Source organism: Peribacillus cavernae (assembly GCF_003989135.1).
GTDB classification, from domain to species: domain Bacteria; phylum Bacillota; class Bacilli; order Bacillales; family DSM-1321; genus Peribacillus; species Peribacillus cavernae.
Genome location: NZ_RYZZ01000006.1, coordinates 65,840 through 82,051, shown reverse-complemented (window position 1 = coordinate 82,051; position 16,212 = coordinate 65,840). Strand labels below are relative to the sequence as shown.

General features: G+C 42.2%; 16 protein-coding genes. All 16 read right to left on the bottom strand.

Annotation, left to right across the window (positions count from 1 at the left end):
- Positions 1-23: 23 nt before the first annotated feature.
- Positions 24-833, bottom strand: coding sequence for a 1,2-phenylacetyl-CoA epoxidase subunit PaaC (paaC, locus tag ELQ35_RS04920; protein WP_126863722.1), 810 nt, complete (start codon positions 831-833; stop codon positions 24-26).
- Positions 820-1,182 (bottom strand): 1,2-phenylacetyl-CoA epoxidase subunit PaaB, encoded by a 363-nt coding sequence (gene paaB, locus ELQ35_RS04915; protein ID WP_370873429.1) that lies wholly within the window; start codon positions 1,180-1,182, stop codon positions 820-822. Before paaB ends, paaC begins: the two co-directional genes overlap by 14 nt.
- A 25-nt stretch (positions 1,183-1,207) precedes the next feature.
- On the bottom strand, positions 1,208-2,155 hold the full coding sequence (gene paaA, locus ELQ35_RS04910; RefSeq protein ID WP_126863721.1) for a 1,2-phenylacetyl-CoA epoxidase subunit PaaA: 948 nt from the start codon (positions 2,153-2,155) through the stop codon (positions 1,208-1,210).
- A 77-nt stretch (positions 2,156-2,232) separates the two neighbouring features.
- Positions 2,233-3,558, bottom strand: a complete 1,326-nt coding sequence (locus tag ELQ35_RS04905) for a phenylacetate--CoA ligase family protein (protein ID WP_126863720.1) — start codon at positions 3,556-3,558, stop codon at positions 2,233-2,235.
- 150 nt (positions 3,559-3,708) lie between these two features.
- A complete protein-coding gene (locus tag ELQ35_RS04900) occupies positions 3,709-4,170 on the bottom strand; it encodes a PaaI family thioesterase (RefSeq protein WP_126863719.1) in 462 nt (153 codons plus the stop codon).
- A gap of 656 nt (positions 4,171-4,826) precedes the next feature.
- The gene (locus ELQ35_RS04895) at positions 4,827-5,396 is read right to left on the bottom strand and encodes a UbiX family flavin prenyltransferase (RefSeq protein ID WP_126863718.1); all 570 of its coding nucleotides are present in this window, start codon (positions 5,394-5,396) and stop codon (positions 4,827-4,829) included.
- Between the two features lie 33 nt (positions 5,397-5,429).
- On the bottom strand, positions 5,430-6,821 hold the full coding sequence (locus ELQ35_RS04890; RefSeq protein ID WP_126863717.1) for a UbiD family decarboxylase: 1,392 nt from the start codon (positions 6,819-6,821) through the stop codon (positions 5,430-5,432).
- Positions 6,822-6,832: 11 nt separating this feature from the next.
- On the bottom strand, positions 6,833-7,663 hold the full coding sequence (locus ELQ35_RS04885) for a R2-like ligand-binding oxidase (protein ID WP_246025979.1): 831 nt from the start codon (positions 7,661-7,663) through the stop codon (positions 6,833-6,835).
- A gap of 29 nt (positions 7,664-7,692) precedes the next feature.
- Positions 7,693-8,871, bottom strand: coding sequence for an iron-containing alcohol dehydrogenase family protein (locus tag ELQ35_RS04880; protein WP_126863715.1), 1,179 nt, complete (start codon positions 8,869-8,871; stop codon positions 7,693-7,695).
- A 17-nt stretch (positions 8,872-8,888) separates the two neighbouring features.
- Positions 8,889-10,355, bottom strand: a complete 1,467-nt coding sequence (locus ELQ35_RS04875) for an aldehyde dehydrogenase family protein (RefSeq protein WP_126863714.1) — start codon at positions 10,353-10,355, stop codon at positions 8,889-8,891.
- A gap of 88 nt (positions 10,356-10,443) precedes the next feature.
- Positions 10,444-11,787, bottom strand: coding sequence for an MFS transporter (locus ELQ35_RS04870; protein WP_126863713.1), 1,344 nt, complete (start codon positions 11,785-11,787; stop codon positions 10,444-10,446).
- 184 nt (positions 11,788-11,971) lie between these two features.
- Positions 11,972-12,250, bottom strand: a complete 279-nt coding sequence (locus ELQ35_RS04865; RefSeq protein ID WP_246025978.1) for a benzoate/H(+) symporter BenE family transporter — start codon at positions 12,248-12,250, stop codon at positions 11,972-11,974.
- A gap of 214 nt (positions 12,251-12,464) precedes the next feature.
- The gene (locus ELQ35_RS04860) at positions 12,465-13,253 is read right to left on the bottom strand and encodes an enoyl-CoA hydratase/isomerase family protein (RefSeq protein ID WP_126863711.1); all 789 of its coding nucleotides are present in this window, start codon (positions 13,251-13,253) and stop codon (positions 12,465-12,467) included.
- Between the two features lie 19 nt (positions 13,254-13,272).
- Entirely contained in the window at positions 13,273-14,832 is a 1,560-nt protein-coding gene (locus ELQ35_RS04855; protein WP_126863710.1) for an AMP-binding protein, read from the bottom strand.
- A gap of 4 nt (positions 14,833-14,836) precedes the next feature.
- Positions 14,837-15,331 (bottom strand): (2Fe-2S)-binding protein, encoded by a 495-nt coding sequence (locus tag ELQ35_RS04850; protein WP_126863709.1) that lies wholly within the window; start codon positions 15,329-15,331, stop codon positions 14,837-14,839.
- Positions 15,332-15,336: 5 nt separating this feature from the next.
- Positions 15,337-16,206 (bottom strand): FAD binding domain-containing protein, encoded by an 870-nt coding sequence (locus ELQ35_RS04845; RefSeq protein WP_126863708.1) that lies wholly within the window; start codon positions 16,204-16,206, stop codon positions 15,337-15,339.
- Positions 16,207-16,212 lie beyond the last annotated feature (6 nt).

The window sequence follows — 16,212 nt, the reverse complement described above, 5'->3', positions numbered from 1 at the left end:
GGACAACGCCTCTTTCACAGTTGCTACCAGGCCGCTGCAGGATTCAAACGGTATACCTCACTTAGCGTTTGGATCGCTTGCTCAAGATCACCTGTATGTTCCCCATCGCGGCCATTGCCGTGCTTCATGCCAAAACTTTCTGGCATTGTTAGGTTGATAGATTGAAATATGGGGGATAATTCTTGAATCCATAATTTCCTTAAAATCGTTTCATCCTCTATCAAACCAAAATCTACAATCTTAACCCTATATGAACCCTGGGAAAACACGCCATCCAGTTCGGCAAACACTCTTTCCGTTGCTTCTTCCATTCTTTTTCTTGCCTCATCAGTTGAAGTCATCAGCTGGGTAAACCAGGTTTTCCAGTGCAGCAGATGAAAATATAGCTCCATTTTCACTTTAACGGCTGCATCAGAAAGGGGTTTATAGGAACTGTTCTTCAGCGACTGGATCTTGATCGCTTTTGCCTGGGTGTAAAAATAATTTCTGACAACGGCAAAGGCCCAGTCATATCTAGGTTTCTCCATATAATTGCCTGGCCCGTTTACAAGCTCGACAAGCACACAATTTTTCCTTTCTATAGAAGAACGGCCCTGTGCCAAATGGTCTGCTGATCCCTCCCCCAATTCTTCTAAGAGCCGATAAAACATCGCTGTATGGCCCATGGTGTCCTGGCTAATAGAGGAAAACGCTACATCCTCTTCGATATGGGGAGCGAGGCCAAGCCATTCAGAGCCACGGAATGCATGAATAAAATCATCATCCGCAAGCTGGTATAATAACTCGATAACAGCTTTTTGATAATCCTGGTTGATTGGATCATTTTCCGTCATTTCTCTGGTCTCCTCCCCAGGATAGAATTTCTTTTTCATCAATCATTTGCTGTTCATAATGACGCCATTTTTTCTTTAAATATCCATATCCTTTTGCTGTGCGGTAATCCTTATTGTCCAGACGCTGGAGCATGTCTCTTTCTTCCACGGTTACTTTTCTGATATTTGAACGTTTTACCACCCAGATATCAGCAACGGGTTCTCTTCTCATAAAGTTTTCCTGGGCCATCATTAAGGCCATATCATCGTTTGGTGCAAGCAAACTAAATTGATATTGCATCGGAGTTGTCGAAGTCCGTTTACTAAACACTTCATATTCTTCGTAAAACGTCTTTTTTGCTTCTTCCACCATATAGCCTCCTCTGTCACCCCACCTATTTCGCCAGAGCGTCCCGGACCCATTTATTCGTTTCATAGGAAGTCCTTCTTAAATCCAGTCTTTCCTGAGATTTTGGACCATTCCCTTTGATGATTTCCTTGAACTCATTCCAGTCCGGTTGTTGATAAATCCATTCCTGTTTTTCTTGATCAAAGTGAATCGTTTCATCCGGAATTGTTAAGCCTAATGACAGAATTCTGGGTATATACTTGGTAAAAAAGATTTGTCTTAACTCTTCATTTGTTTTCGTTCGAATTCGATATTTCATCGTGATATCTTGTTTTGAACTTCCAGTTGTTTGCTTGCTGGCCGGACCGAAGAACATTAATAAAGAATCCCACCATCTGTTTAAACACTCCTGAATCATCAACTTTTGTTCTACCGTACCTTCTGTTAACGCCATAATGATCGCTTCACCGTGCTGGGCATGGAATACTTCCTCAGAGCAAATTCGCTTTAGTGCCCTCGCATAGGGCCCGTAAGAAGCATTCAGCATATTCGTTTGGGTAATAATCGCGGCCCCATCGACGAGCCAGCCGACCATCCCGGCATCCGCCCATGATTTGGTTGCCATATGGAACACATTATGGAACTTTAAATCACCTTTGAATAAGTCCTGCATCAAGTCTTCCCTGGTTTTTCCATACGGTTTTAATAGATCCTCCGTCACCCGTAGGAGCATTTGCCCATGCCCCATCTCATCCTGAACTTTAGCCATTATTCCTAGCTTTCTCTTAAGTGAAGGAGCTTTAGGAACCCATTCCTTCTCTGGAAGCGCTCCCATTATTTCGCTGATTCCATGCATGGATATTAATTTGATAAGCGCTGTACGATAATCCTCAGGCATCCAGTCATCCGCTTCAATTTTTTCACCAGCTTCGATCTTTGCCATAAATTTAGAAAGCTGTTCTTCTTCTGACAATCCCTTTTCTAAAACTGACATTTTTTTATCACCTCTTGTGACAATTTTGTTACGGCTTCATTTTATTTTGTTAAAATAAATCCTCCAAAAACTCTCCCTTAGGCATGGGTCATTTTTGATCGGTTATCTATAATTCTTTTAGCTTTTCCTTCTGAACGCGGAATGGCCTTTGGCGGTAAAACTTTTACCTTCATATTAACTAAACAGTTATTTTTCATGGAAAGCTCAATTTGTTTGATTAGCATCTGGGCGTAGGAATGGTGTAAATCCTTATTACAAGTCTCATAGAAGTCATTTGTTATTTCTACATGCAGTTCAACATCGTCCAGTACCCCGGCCCTTGTTAAATGCACCTGGTAATGAGGCGCCAGCTGTTCGATTTGGATTAAGTAATGTTCGATTTCTGACGGAAATACATTGACTCCCCTGATGATGAGCATGTCATCAATTCTTCCTTTCACCCGCGACATCCTTGCAGTTGTTCTTCCGCACAAGCACTTCTCTTTAGTGATACTTGCTAGATCTCCCGAACGGTATCTGATGATGGGCATCGCTTCTTTTGTCAGCGAGGTAAAAACTAATTCACCTATTTCTCCTGCAGCTGCCGTTTCCAGAGTGTCAGGATTAATCACTTCAATTAAAAAGTGATCTTCAGCTATATGAAGGCCGTTCTGTGCTTCATGGCATTCCATTGCAACACCCGGTCCCATTACTTCACTTAAGCCGTAAATATCACAGGCTTTAATTCCAAGCTTGGACTCCAGTGTCTTCCTCATTTCTTCTGACCAGGGTTCGGCACCGAAAATTCCATATCTCAGGGATGACCGGGCTGGGTCCATCCCTAACTCCTCCATTTTTTCAGCTACATTTAAAATATATGTTGGGGTCCCTGCGATAACCGTCGGCTTAAAATCTTCAATAATCGTAATCTGTCTTTCTGTATTTCCCCCCGAAATCGGGACAGTGGCCATTCCAAGCTTCTCACTTCCATAGTGAAGCCCTAGTCCCCCGGTAAATAATCCATAGCCATAGGCGTTATGAAATATTTCACCAGGTTTGCCTCCTGCCATCGCGATGGCGCGCGCAATTAAATCCGCCCAATTTTCAATATCCTTCCTGGTATAGCCAACAACGGTTGGTTTTCCGCTTGTACCGGAAGAAGCATGCAATCGAACAATATCTTTTACATCTTTAGCGAATAATCCAAAGGGGTAATTTTTTCTTAAATCTATTTTGTTAGTAAAAGGAAGTTTCCTGATATCCTCTAATGAACCGATGTCTGCAACGGATACATGCAATTCATTGAATTTATCACGATAAAAAGGAACATGTTCGTAAACAGAGTGAATGGTTGCTTGCAACTTTTTTAATTGAACCTTTTCTAATTCCGCTCTGCTTAACGTTTCTTCTTCATGCAAAATCAAAATGAAAAACCTCCTCGCCTCATGGTAAAGCGCTTACATCATAAAATTTAAAAATAATAGTATAACGAAAATTCACCGCAATCTAAAATATTGTTATAAAAATAAATTAACACAGCCCTGTGAATTTGTAAATATTTTCTGAATATTTATTTACTTAATCTTCAACTCTTCTACTGGAACAAAATACTGGTCTTTGCGATAAACCAATGCTTCCATAGTAGCTAAAAGTTCTCCTTCACTCTCGACTCTAATTTTGTACCAAGCCATACGCTTGTTTCGTTTTTCTTCAACAGCTTTTGCTGTTAGGCGAGAACCTAACTTTCCTGGCGCCATAAAGCTAACATTTGTAGATACCCCCACCGAAGTTTTTCCATAAGAATTGCTCGCCGCCGCAAAAACATAATCAGCTAAAGAAAATATAATCGCTCCATGAACTGTGCCATGCGAGTTCAGCATATGGTCCTTTACGTCTAACTCTGCAGTTGCAGTACCTTCCCCCAACTCGATCAATTTCATACCGAGAAATTGGGCAAACGGTTCCTGTTCAAGCGTTTCAAAGATTTGCTGGTAATATTTTTGGTGGACTTCCTGGTCATTCATATTTGGTGGCATATCGGTCTCTCCTTTCTTTCATTGAGTAAACTAGTATCCCTGGATTTAATCAGATTGGCCAACACTTTGAACGTTAAAAAGATGAGAAAACCCTTTATCCAGCAGCGCAAGGGAGATAAAGGGTTGAAAGTATTTTATGAGATAAGTATCATGGGTCGCCACACCATACTGCTCTCTGTCAAAAAAACGATTCCTGAAGTAAAACCTTTTTATAACTTAAAATAATGACGGGAAAATGATAAGTCATATTATATACGTCACGCAATAATTAGTAATAAATTATAATGTAAAAGTACCATAATAGTATTAAACGTGTAAAGAATATTCCGGCAACAATAATCGACCTTTTCGACTATATTTCCACTGACCTAAGTAGTTACAAAAATTTAACATATATATTCTGTTCTTTTCTTAACGGAGAAGAAGTCTATTATCGTTGTATATCCGCGTTTTCCTGACGCCCCAACAAGAAAAGGAGGAAACACTGTAAAGTATTTCCTCTTTATAATCCAATTATGAAAAAGTCACTCGGTAGAAGGCGGAGGAACATCCCACTACCGATAGAATAATAGTGAGTAGAACCAAAAATCGGATTCTTAATCGTTTTATTTTCATTTGAACCCTCCTCGTATGAGACAATCAAGTTTGATTATTTCTTATATCCTTTGTTCTATGCCGTCCCATCTATTAAACAGATTAGCCTCGATTCCAAGCTGGTCCAGGGCTTTTTGTACAGTGTGGTTAACAATATCATCAAGTGTTATTGGCAGGTGGTAAAAGGATGGTACAGGTGGCAGGATAATCCCTCCCATTTGTGTCACTGCCGTCATATGGTTTAGGTGGCCGAGATGGAGCGGGGTCTCACGAACCATCAGTACTAATTTTCTTCGCTCTTTCAATGTAACGTCTGCCGCCCGAGTAAGAAGATCATTATTGTAGCTGTTAGCAATTCCGGATAGGGTCTTAATGGAACATGGTGCAACGATCATGCCATCCACTTTGAAAGAACCGCTTGAGATCGCTGCAGCCAAATTCCTATTTTCATAGACCATTGTAGCCATCCCTATTACATCTTCCACCTTGTAGTTAGTCTCATATTCAATAGTTATTCTCGCCGTATCGCTCAACACCAGGTGACTTTCAATTTCAACTTGCTTCAATGCCTCAAGTAAACGGATCCCATAAATAGCTCCGCTTGCTCCCGATATTCCTACGACCACTTTCATTTATATCCTCCATTCCAGAGTGTTGAATTTCACTTATTTTCCTTTTTCCAGATGCTCTCGTTTTAATCCGTTAGAATTCCGGTTTATATAATCATGAATGTTCATATCATCAAAACCGGGGATATAAATGCGTTTATATCGCATAGGTTCGCTATTTAAAGGAACAGTACAATCAAACCCCATTTTGGAGCCGTATCCATCATCAGTGGAAGGATCGAGCTTTGACCCCTGAGTCCCATGTATCACCAGCAAATCCTTATCCGCCTGAAAGCGGGTGGCAATCGCCCACTCGACTTCTTCCGTATTAAAGATATCAACCTCTTCATCGACAACGACTACGTGTTTGATATCAAAGCTGTTGGCAAGTGCCGCGATAATTGCATTCTTTCCCTCCCCTTCGTTCCGTTTTTTAATAGAAATGATTGCATGATACCTGCACGTTCCTCCCGGGCTCATATGTACCGCCTTTACAGTTGGGACCGTTTGACGCACAGTTTGAATGAGACTCGCTTCCCGTGGTATGCCGCCTAGCAGCAAATGTTCGTAACCAGCCGGTACAATGGTATAGAAAATTGGGTTATTGCGGTGAGTAATACCTGTTATTTGAACGACTTCTTTTTCACCGCGTGGGCCATAATATTTTGGGAATTCACCGAAAGGGCCTTCCGGTTCACGTACCTTAGGCAAAATTTTTCCTTCTAAAACAATCTCCGCGCAGGCAGGAACATCAATGTCAACAGTTTCACATCTAACCACTTCAAGCGGTTCTTCGCGAAGAGCACTGGCTATTTCCAGTTCATCCACCCCAAAAGGTGTACTCGCTTGAGATGCTAGAAGAGTAATCGGGTCTACTCCGATGGCAATAGCGCATTCAAGCGGTCTGCCTGCTTCCTCTGCTTGTTTATATAAATGGAATGTGTGTCGAGGGAGAAGTAATACACCTAATTTGTCCTTGCCTGATATCTGAAGACGGTGAATGGAAACATTTTGCTTCCTCGTCACCGGATCACGGACGATAAAGAGACCGGCTGTAATATATTTACCAGAATCCTTTTCATGGTGAACAGGTATTGGGAATAGATCTAAATTTATATCATTGAGAATGATATTTTCTTTAACCGGTGCTTGCCTTTTTTCAACATGGCGGCATTCGACAGGAGCAGAGACCGCCTCTGAAAATTTCGATAAAATAGCGTATTGATCCGTTTCTAGCGCTTCCGCAAATTGTTCGCGGGTAGAACAGATTCCTGAAACAACCGGAATCTCATATTCCTCTACATTAGTAAAATAGGACGCTTTTATTCCATCAAGCTTCTTTGTGGCAGCAGCCACTTCGAATTGCAGGCTGACCTCTTTATCTATGACTGCCAGTCTGTCGGTTTTTTGCAAGTATTGCAGCCAGCTACGAAATGATTTTGCTCTCATAAAGTGACCTCCTAATTGTTTACCAAACTGCCAAATATATCTTTCAGACGCCGGTCGAATAATTTTGTCAATCTTTCACGTCCGTTTACCTCAGGTGGTGTTGGTATTTCACGTCCGTCCACGATAACAGGCTGGTCATAACGAATAAGTATAAATGGAAGATATTCATCGTAAATGGCCCGGATTCTCTTGGCGTGTTTTGGGTTTCGGGCCAGAAGTTTTAACATGCGCAAGCCGAAACCGACATGACGTCCTTCATCCTCTTTTATCCTGGCAAATCCTTCAGCAAGACCAGGGAACAAGCCTCTGTTACCGTAAACAGCTTGAAAAACGTCATATCCTGTCATTGCCTGAACGCCTTCAATAATTCCTTGATAGTGTGTGAGTCCTTCAACTAACGCGGCTTCCCTTTCTTCCGGCCCGGCTTCCAAAGCATCCAGCATCTGTTTGGCTCTTTCGTCAAGTTTTTGTTGAACCGTATTTTTTACACCTCGAATTCGTTCACGGCCCAGAACTTCGCTAAAATAACGCATAAAAAATTCTGTGTGCTTAAATTCCTCCAATAATTGCGTACTGAGAAAAGCTTGTTCCTCTGTCGTGGAACCCAGCATAATCCAGGGACAAAATTTTAAGGCTACGTTCTCTTCGGCATCAAGAAACCCTGTACAAAAATGGATCAGGTACCCTTTCAAATCGCCATCAAGCGATTCAAAATCCGCCTTGTCTTGACTAAGGTCAATTGCGGCTGGATCCCAAGTACCTTTTCGGATAGCCTTTCGATACAAATTCCATGCTACTTCAGATGTACTTTTATCCAGACTAGGAATCAATTCTTCACTCATACAAAATTCCTCCCGCATTCAATTTTTTATCAATACACTCTCTTTAATAGCTCTAGCACTTCTGCTTCACTAGGCTGACGGGGATTAAATTTCATCATCCCGCTTTTAAATGAGTCTCTCGCGATATCAGTAAGCTTCGTTTCTGGAACATTCACTTCCCTGAGTTGGGTTGGTAGTCCAATATCCTTGACCAATTTTGCCACAGCAAACGCAGCTTGCCTTGCTAATTGATCTTCCTGACTCTCATTAACTCCTAATAATTCTGCAATTTTAGCAGCTTTATCCGGGCGGGTGACTGCATTAAATTCAACCACATGCGGCAAAAGCAACCCGATAGCGACTCCATGGGGAACGTGGCAATGGCCGGAAAGCGCACTGCCAATTGCATGAGTAAGCCCAAGAAAGCCATTATTAAAAGCCATCCCTGCCAATAAGCTTCCGTGGGACATCCCAATCCTTGCTTCTTCATCTTCACTGTTATGAACTGCTCTGATTAGGTGAGAACTTACTGTTGCTATTGCTTCTATCGCTAGAGATGCTGAAGCGGGACGGGACCTTAGTGAAAAATAAGTTTCAATTCCGTGTGCCAGGGCATCTATCCCAGAAGCAGCAGTCATTTTTGGTGGTAATTTCATGGTTAGTGCAGGGTCGACAAACGCAATGGTCGGTGCCATATGCTGGCTGGTAACGGTCACCTTTACGTTTTTGTCCCAATCAGAGTAAACACCAAAAATGGTTACTTCACTTCCTGTACCAGAAGTTGTCGGGATTGCCACGAGAGGGATACTGAGTGCCTTATCAATTTTATCGACACCCGCATAATCCCCAATACTTCCACCTTTACTTGCAACTACACGTATTCCCTTTGCCGTATCAATGGCACTGCCTCCGCCAACAGCCACGATGCAATCATAGGCATTTGCTTTAAATATTTCTGCACCCTTATCGATCGTTTCCAGGCCTGGGTCTGGCTCAACTTCCAGATAAAAATCATAATGAATTTTTGCCTCTTGCATTGATTCAGTCATGTTGTCGAGAAGGCCTGCAGTTTCCACACCCCTATCACTAACCAAAAATACTTTATTCACCCCTAATTGGAGAAGCCTCTCTCCAAGGTGTGACGCTTTGCCAAATCCAAATTCAATTAAAGTAGGCAGATGGAATGAAAATTCAAAATCGGTTGCTTGTGTTGTGCTACTAGTACTCATCGAGTTCTCTCCTTCCTTTAATCCGTTTCTATGTGGATGTGTTTGGTTTCACAGTATTCCATCAATCCATCGATTCCTCGAGTTCGTCCCAGACCACTCTGCTTATACCCACCAAATTCTGCCTCGGGGAAATTTTTATTATACGTATTAATCCAAACCGTTCCGGCTTTAATACCCCTCGACATTTTCATGGAGCGATTTAAATCGGCCGTCCAGACTCCTGCTGATAATCCAAAATCACTGTCATTGGCCATTTCAAGTGCTTCCTCATCGCTGGAAAAAGTTTGTACAGCAAGTACTGGTCCAAAAATTTCTTCCCGTGTCACCCGGCAGTCGGCAGAAAGATCATCAATAATCGTCGGGCTGAAATAATATCCTTTATCGTATTCTCCTCCTGTTAACCGATAGCCGCCTGTAATGATCTTCCCTTCTTGTTTGCCAATTTCACAGTACTCTTGAACAATATCAAGCTGGCTTTGCGAGGCCAGTGGTCCCATATCAGCCGTTTCTAAAATGCCATTTTCAACCCGTAATCCTTCTGCGTAATGTTTCAAACGAGCTACCACCTCATCTTTAATAGATTCATGAATTAATACTCTTGAACCTGCCATGCAAATTTGCCCTGCAGAAATAAAGATGGAGCGACCAATGAGCGGAACCGCCTTGTCCAGGTTTGCATCGGCAAAAACAACGTTGGGTGATTTGCCCCCAAGCTCTAAAGCCACTTTTTTAATATTGCTGGCTCCCATTTCCATGATGGCTTTTCCAGTTGATGTATCTCCGGTAAAGCTGATCATATCAATTTTTTCACTTGTCGCCATTGCCGCCCCAATGGAGCTTCCCGGGCCCGTGACAATGCTGACAATCCCTTTTGGAAATTCAGGGATCTCGTCAATGAGCTTAAAGATTTCTACTGATATTGAAGGAGTCAAACTGGCTGGTTTGACAATGACACCATTCCCCGCAGCAAGCGCTGGTGCAAGTTCCCGAATCATAAGAAGCGCCGGCCAGTTCCAAGGTGAAATGATTCCTATGACACCGATTGGTTCTTTTACGATTACTCCAAAATTGTTCGGTTCTAATTGGATTGAACGGCCAAACACCGTCCGGGCAGCGCCGGCAAAATATTTTAGCGTATCTATACAGTTGGAGATTTCTATTCTTGATTCACGAATGGTTTTTCCTTGTTCCTCCGTGAGAATCCGAGATAAATCCTCCGATTTTTCCGTCATCTTCCCGGCCAAACCAAGTAACGCTTCATACCGGCGTTTGGGATTAACTGACCAATCATTATGAAGAAATGAATGGTGAACTGCATCAATCGTTTCCGTAACATCTTTCAAATTCGATTTCTGGGAATAGCTTATTAATTCACTAGTTGCAGGATTGTACGATTCAATCCACTCTTTAGACGAAGATTCTACCCATTCACCTCCAATATAATTGTAATAAATCGGAGTTTTTTTGTTTACGGCTATTGACATTTTATCTCTCCTCCTATTTTATAAAGCTATTTTTTCAAAAAGAGGGGGAAAGCAGAGTATTCCCCTTTCCTTTTCCAAGACGGTTTTCTTATTTCAAATTGCCTTTCGTTTCCGGTATGATAATGCTTCCAACAATATAAAGGAGGAAGATAGCAATGAAAAAATACATTAGTGTCTGCGGGATATTTTCAATCGAACCGCTCGCCAGGGTTACAAAGGTTGGCATCATTCCACCAACTGCAAATCCCATGTTCCAAGAAAGTCCAGTGCCGGTTGAGCGAATCGAAGTGGGAAAACGTTCATTAAGAAAGATCAAAACGGGAGCATAAGCAGCATTTCCTAAAAACACTACGCAAATGGTATAGAAGTAAATCGAAGCTGTAGTGGTAGCATCACCTAATGCCAGGTAAAAGAATGGAAGCCCTATGATATTTAATAAACCGACCCCCAAAAAGGTTTTCTTCCTTCCAATAATTTCACTTAAATGCCCGACAATCAACGCTGATACAATGGTAGCAATACTTGAAGCTATTAGAACTCCTGACTTAACCCCGGGTGATACATTATTAATGACATCTAGGAAAGTCGGAATAAAACCAGCTGTGAGATAATAGCCAGAGCCGCCGCCAATAACAATCATGAGGTTAACCATTAACACACCAAAATAGGATGTGAACAAGGTTTTAATCGGTCTTTGTTCTATTGTGTCATTATGAACCTTTCCTTTATCTTCCTTCTTTAGTTCCTTCCATAAAGGAGATTCATCGAGTGATCGGAAGACAAAGAGACCGGCGATCGATCCGATAATTCCTGTGAAAAACATGACTCTCCATCCCCATTCGCTAAATGCTTCTCCAGGAAAAAAAGCGGAAACGACTGTAAAAGTGATAGAAGCGAACAAAGCTCCTAATCCTGCGCCGCCACCACCGATAAGACCAGACATGAGACCACGCCATTTTTGAGGAGCCGATTCCGTACCAATCGTATGGGTAGAGGCAACTACACCGCCAACAAATATCCCTTGAACCATACGTAAAAGTAAGAAGATTACGGCAGCAAACACGCCAATTTGCGGCACCGTAGGCAAAAGCCCGAAAGTTGCGGTGCTTAAACCGACTCCGACTATCGCAACTGTCATCGCTTTTTTTCTTCCGTTTTTATCGGCATAGGACCCAAATATTGCGGAACCGAGCGGACGCATAAGCAATGTCACCGCGAAGGAGGCGTAAACTGCGGCCAGAGAAAGGGTCGGGTTACTGCTAGGAAAAAATAAGGCCCCAATGGTAGGCGTTACATACAACAGAATAAAAAGGTCGTACAGATCAAAGGACCATCCTAAAAGTGATGCAGTTGTAGCAGATACGATTTGGCGGTTATTAGCTTTCTGATCAGGCAAGCCAGGAACAACCTCTGAATGTGCCGAATTGGACATTTTTTTCCTCCACTCATTTTGGAATATTTGTTCACAAACACATTCGTCATTTAATTTTTTAAGTGCCTGTTTGTTGCTTTGTAAGCGCTAACAACAATAATAATAACAGGTATACATCCCACAGGAGTTTTAAATTCTTGTTATTCAGTTTTCAAAAAATTGCGAATTATTTTTCCTTAATGAGCTAAAGAGTAACCACCGACAGCCCAATTAGTGTAACTACTGTTCCAGCAACAATAAATGCTCCAACGGCCTCACTAAGAGGAATGTGCTTTAAGGCACTTCCTACTAAAACAGCACCTGGTATACTATAAGCAACTACAATTGGCTGACGATAGCGGAATGACATAATAAGCGTAAACATACCACCTGCTGTATAAATAATAAACAACCAGGAAACGGCCTGCTCAATAGGAAGATTCCCTTCTCTAGCCGCGTTCATAACAATGATACCTGGTCCCATAATGCTAAAAAGTGCAGCTACAAGGCCAGTTCCAAAGGCAGCGGGAGTAAATTGCCGAAAAAGTCTTTAATATTTTGCTTAATACCAGTACCTCGTTCAATACTCATTTGGAACCCCCGTTTTTAACTTTAAACAAATTTCAACATTTGCCGATATTTCTTCTAGGGTGAAACACCCCACGGAATTCTGTGGGGTGTTTCGTTAATCCAGTTGCTTACTTCCCTGTAAAATTAGGCTTTCTCTTTTCAACGAATGCGTCAACGCCTTCTTTAAAATCGTCCGTACATCTTAACATTCCATACGCTCTGCCTTCTATTTCTAAACCTGTGCTTAGCGGCCCTTCTTCTGCAGCATTTAACACTTCTTTAGCTACACGCTGGGCCAGAGGTGAAAATCTCGTTAGTTCATTTGCCAATTCATTTACTTCTATCTCTAGCTTATCCTTTGCCACAACTTTCGTTAATAAACCCCATTGATAGGCTTCCTCGGCAGGAATTCTCCTGGCTCTCATGATCATATCTTTGGCTCTGGTCAGGCCAACGGCTCTGGCAACACGCTGTGTTCCGCCGCTGCCTGGAATCATTCCCAGATTCATTTCCGGCAGTCCTAAAAGGGTATCATCAGCAGCGATTCGGAAATCGCATGCCATGGCGATTTCAAATCCAACCCCAAAAGTGAAACCTTGTAATTGAGCAATAACCGGTTTAGGTGAACGCTCAGGCGATGCAACGTTAACTCTCAGGCGGGACAATTCCTCAGGGTGCGTTTCCATAAACTGTGGAATGCTTCCTCCGGCGCTAAAAGCTTTATCTCCTTCCCCTTTGATAATGATCACCCTTACGTTCTCATCCTTGTTTAACTCATCAAAAATTTCTGAAAATTGGCCGCGGGCAGTCATGCTGATATAATTCATTTTTTCAGGCCGGTCAAAAATAATCGTAGCTATTTTCTTCTCAATATTTTTTTCAATTCGGATATGATCGTATTTTGTTGTTGTTTCCATTTGGAAATCCCCTCTCTAATTAACCTACTATTTGATTTTCGCCAGAATATAATTCGACTTCTCCATCTCTGATCTTTCGACGAAGAATTTTACCGACTGGACTTTTTGGAATTTGTTTTAAGAATACATAGTTTCGCGGTCTTTTGAAATTTGATAGTTTTGGATGACTTTTGCAATATTCATCCAGTTCTTGAAAAGTAATAGATGGATCGATTGGGACGATAAATGCCGATACAATTTGCCCCCATCGTTCATCTTCTTCTCCAACGACAGCAACCTCTGAAACCTTAGGGTGCTTGGAAAGAACATCTTCAACTTCGAGTGGATGAATATTCTCTCCTCCGGAAATAATCATGTCATCGACCCTGCCAACAACGAATAAATCCCCTTCGTCATCGATTACCCCTAAGTCCCCGGTGAAGTACCAGCCTTCACGAATAGCTTTTTGAGTCGCGTTTGGTTTATTCCAATAGCCTTTAAATGCTTCGATCGAATCTAGATTTACAATGATTTCCCCTATTTCTCCCTTTCCGACAATATCATCAGGAAGGGATTTTGCTTCTGCATCAGCCTTAACTAGACGGATATTTTGATTGAGACCTGGTTTACCTGCACATCCTGGTTTTTGATGTACATAGGGACAGATGGTAAATGTGTAGATTTCAGTGCTTCCATAATGATTGACAAACACTTGCGGCTTTAATAATTCCACACATTTCTCTGTGAGCGCCGTTGTCATGGATGCTCCTGCGTACCCAATTTTCCGAAGCTTACCTAAATGGTAGGAATGGAAATCATGATGGCTTAGAATATCGTGATACAACGTTGGAACTAAATATAGAGAGCTGATTTCTTCGCTGCTTAGTAATTCAAGGGCATCCCTAGCATCAAAATCCGGTAAAACAACGTACTTCCCATTCAGAAAAGCGATGGATAGTAATGAACGCATTCCCATCGTATGATATAACGGCATCGTGCCCAGTGTACTTTCCTGATCTGTGTATTGATTTTGCACAATATGGGCAATTGCGGCTGAGTATTCATTCTTATGGCTTCTTGGCACGCCTTTAGGCATGCCGGTTGTTCCCGATGTATAAAGCATTAATGCAATATCTTCCTCATGAATTACCGGTTTATCAAAACCTCCAGGGCTTCGGTCAACGAGTTCATCGTAATAAATATCGGCGCCTTCAACTGCACCCAGGCCAATTAGGATCGGCTTCTCCTGAAAGTTTGCATGGAGAACGGCATCCTGGCTGGCATTTTCATAGACAACTGCTTTAGATTCAGCATCGTTTACACAATACTCTACTTCTTTAGCAGATAATCGATGATTAATCGGCGTATAAACAGCACCAAGCTTTTGGACTGCCCAATAAATGATGATATTTTCAAGTCTGTTTTTTAAAACGACAATAACCCTGTCATGCTGTTTAATGCCCATTCTTTGAAGAGAAGAGGCCACTTTCGTAATCTCTTTATTTAATTGGTTATACGTATATCGTTTTTCCTCTTCCACTACAGCTATCCGGCTGGGATACCGTTCTACGGCAAATTCAAACATGGTTGCTAGGTTCATAGGTTCAACTCCCTTCTATTAAAATAGTCTCTTTGTTATCCTCTACCGTTTTTTGAATTGCTTTTAAGATTCCATCATACCCCGTACATCTGCAGAGGTGGCCGGAAAGCATTTCTTTTATTTCCTTTTTTGAAGGCTCGGGATTTTTCGCTAAATAATCGCTGGTCGACATCAAAATTCCCGGTGTGCAAAAACCACACTGTAAACCGTGGCATTCTTTAAAATTTTGCTGCAATGGGGTAAGCTCACCGTTTTGGCTAAGCCCTTCCACCGTTTGAATTTCCTCGCCATCTGCTTGAACAGCGAACATTAAACAGCTTCTCACGGCTGAACCGTTCACAATGACGGTACATGCACCGCAGACGCCATGTTCACAACCTACGTGTGTTCCTGTAAGTCCGCAATTCTCACGGATGAAATCACTTAATAGCATCCTTGGTTCTGCTTCTTCGACGAATGTTTTCCCATTAATCGTAAGTCTTATCTGATGCACTCCCAAACTGATCACCTCCCTGCCCGATTGTATGCTGTTTGAATGGTCCGTTTCGCCAACACGGCAGCCAGATGTGTGCGATAATCCGCAGAAGCATGCAGATCTGATTCAGGGTCAACCGCTTCTCTCACAATATCGGCCACTTTATTAAGAAGGGCCTCTGAAAGTTTTTCCCCCATCATCATTTGATTGGCCTCTTCCACTAACAACGGCACTGATTCAACACCGCCCAGAGTTAGCCTAACCCGGGAAATCTTGTTTTGATCATCCAAAGTTAGCTGACAGGCTGCAGCAACTAAAGCAAAATCACCATGGCGACGGGAGATTTCGGTGAAATCATACCCAACTCGCCCGCTCCATATCGGAATTTGAACCTCGGTCAGCAGTTCTGTGGGCATGATATCTGTTGTCAAATAGGTAACAAAGAAATCTTCTACATCCACTTCCCTTGTCTCTTCCTTGGAAGCAATAAGGACAGATCCCCCCGACGCCATTAGTGACAACGGAATTTCCGCACTTGGATCTGCATGAACCAGACTGCCTCCAAAAGTTCCTCTGTTTCTTGTCTGGACATGGCCTATAAATGGGACAGCTTCACTTAATAGGCCGCAATTTTCCTTAATAAGGGAAGACATTTCAACACGGCTTTGTCTTGTTAATGTTCCGATTTTCACTTTTTCTTCGTCAAATTCTATAAAATCCAGGTCATGTAAACGATTGATATCGATCAGACATTCAGGGCCAGAAAGCCGCATATTCATGATTGGAACGAGGCTCTGCCCGCCTGCGATGATTTTCCCATCAAAGCCCGATTCCTCCAGCAAAGAAAGTGCTTCATCAAGTGTTTTGGGACAATAGTAATCAAATTTTGCGGGTTTCAAGGTCTA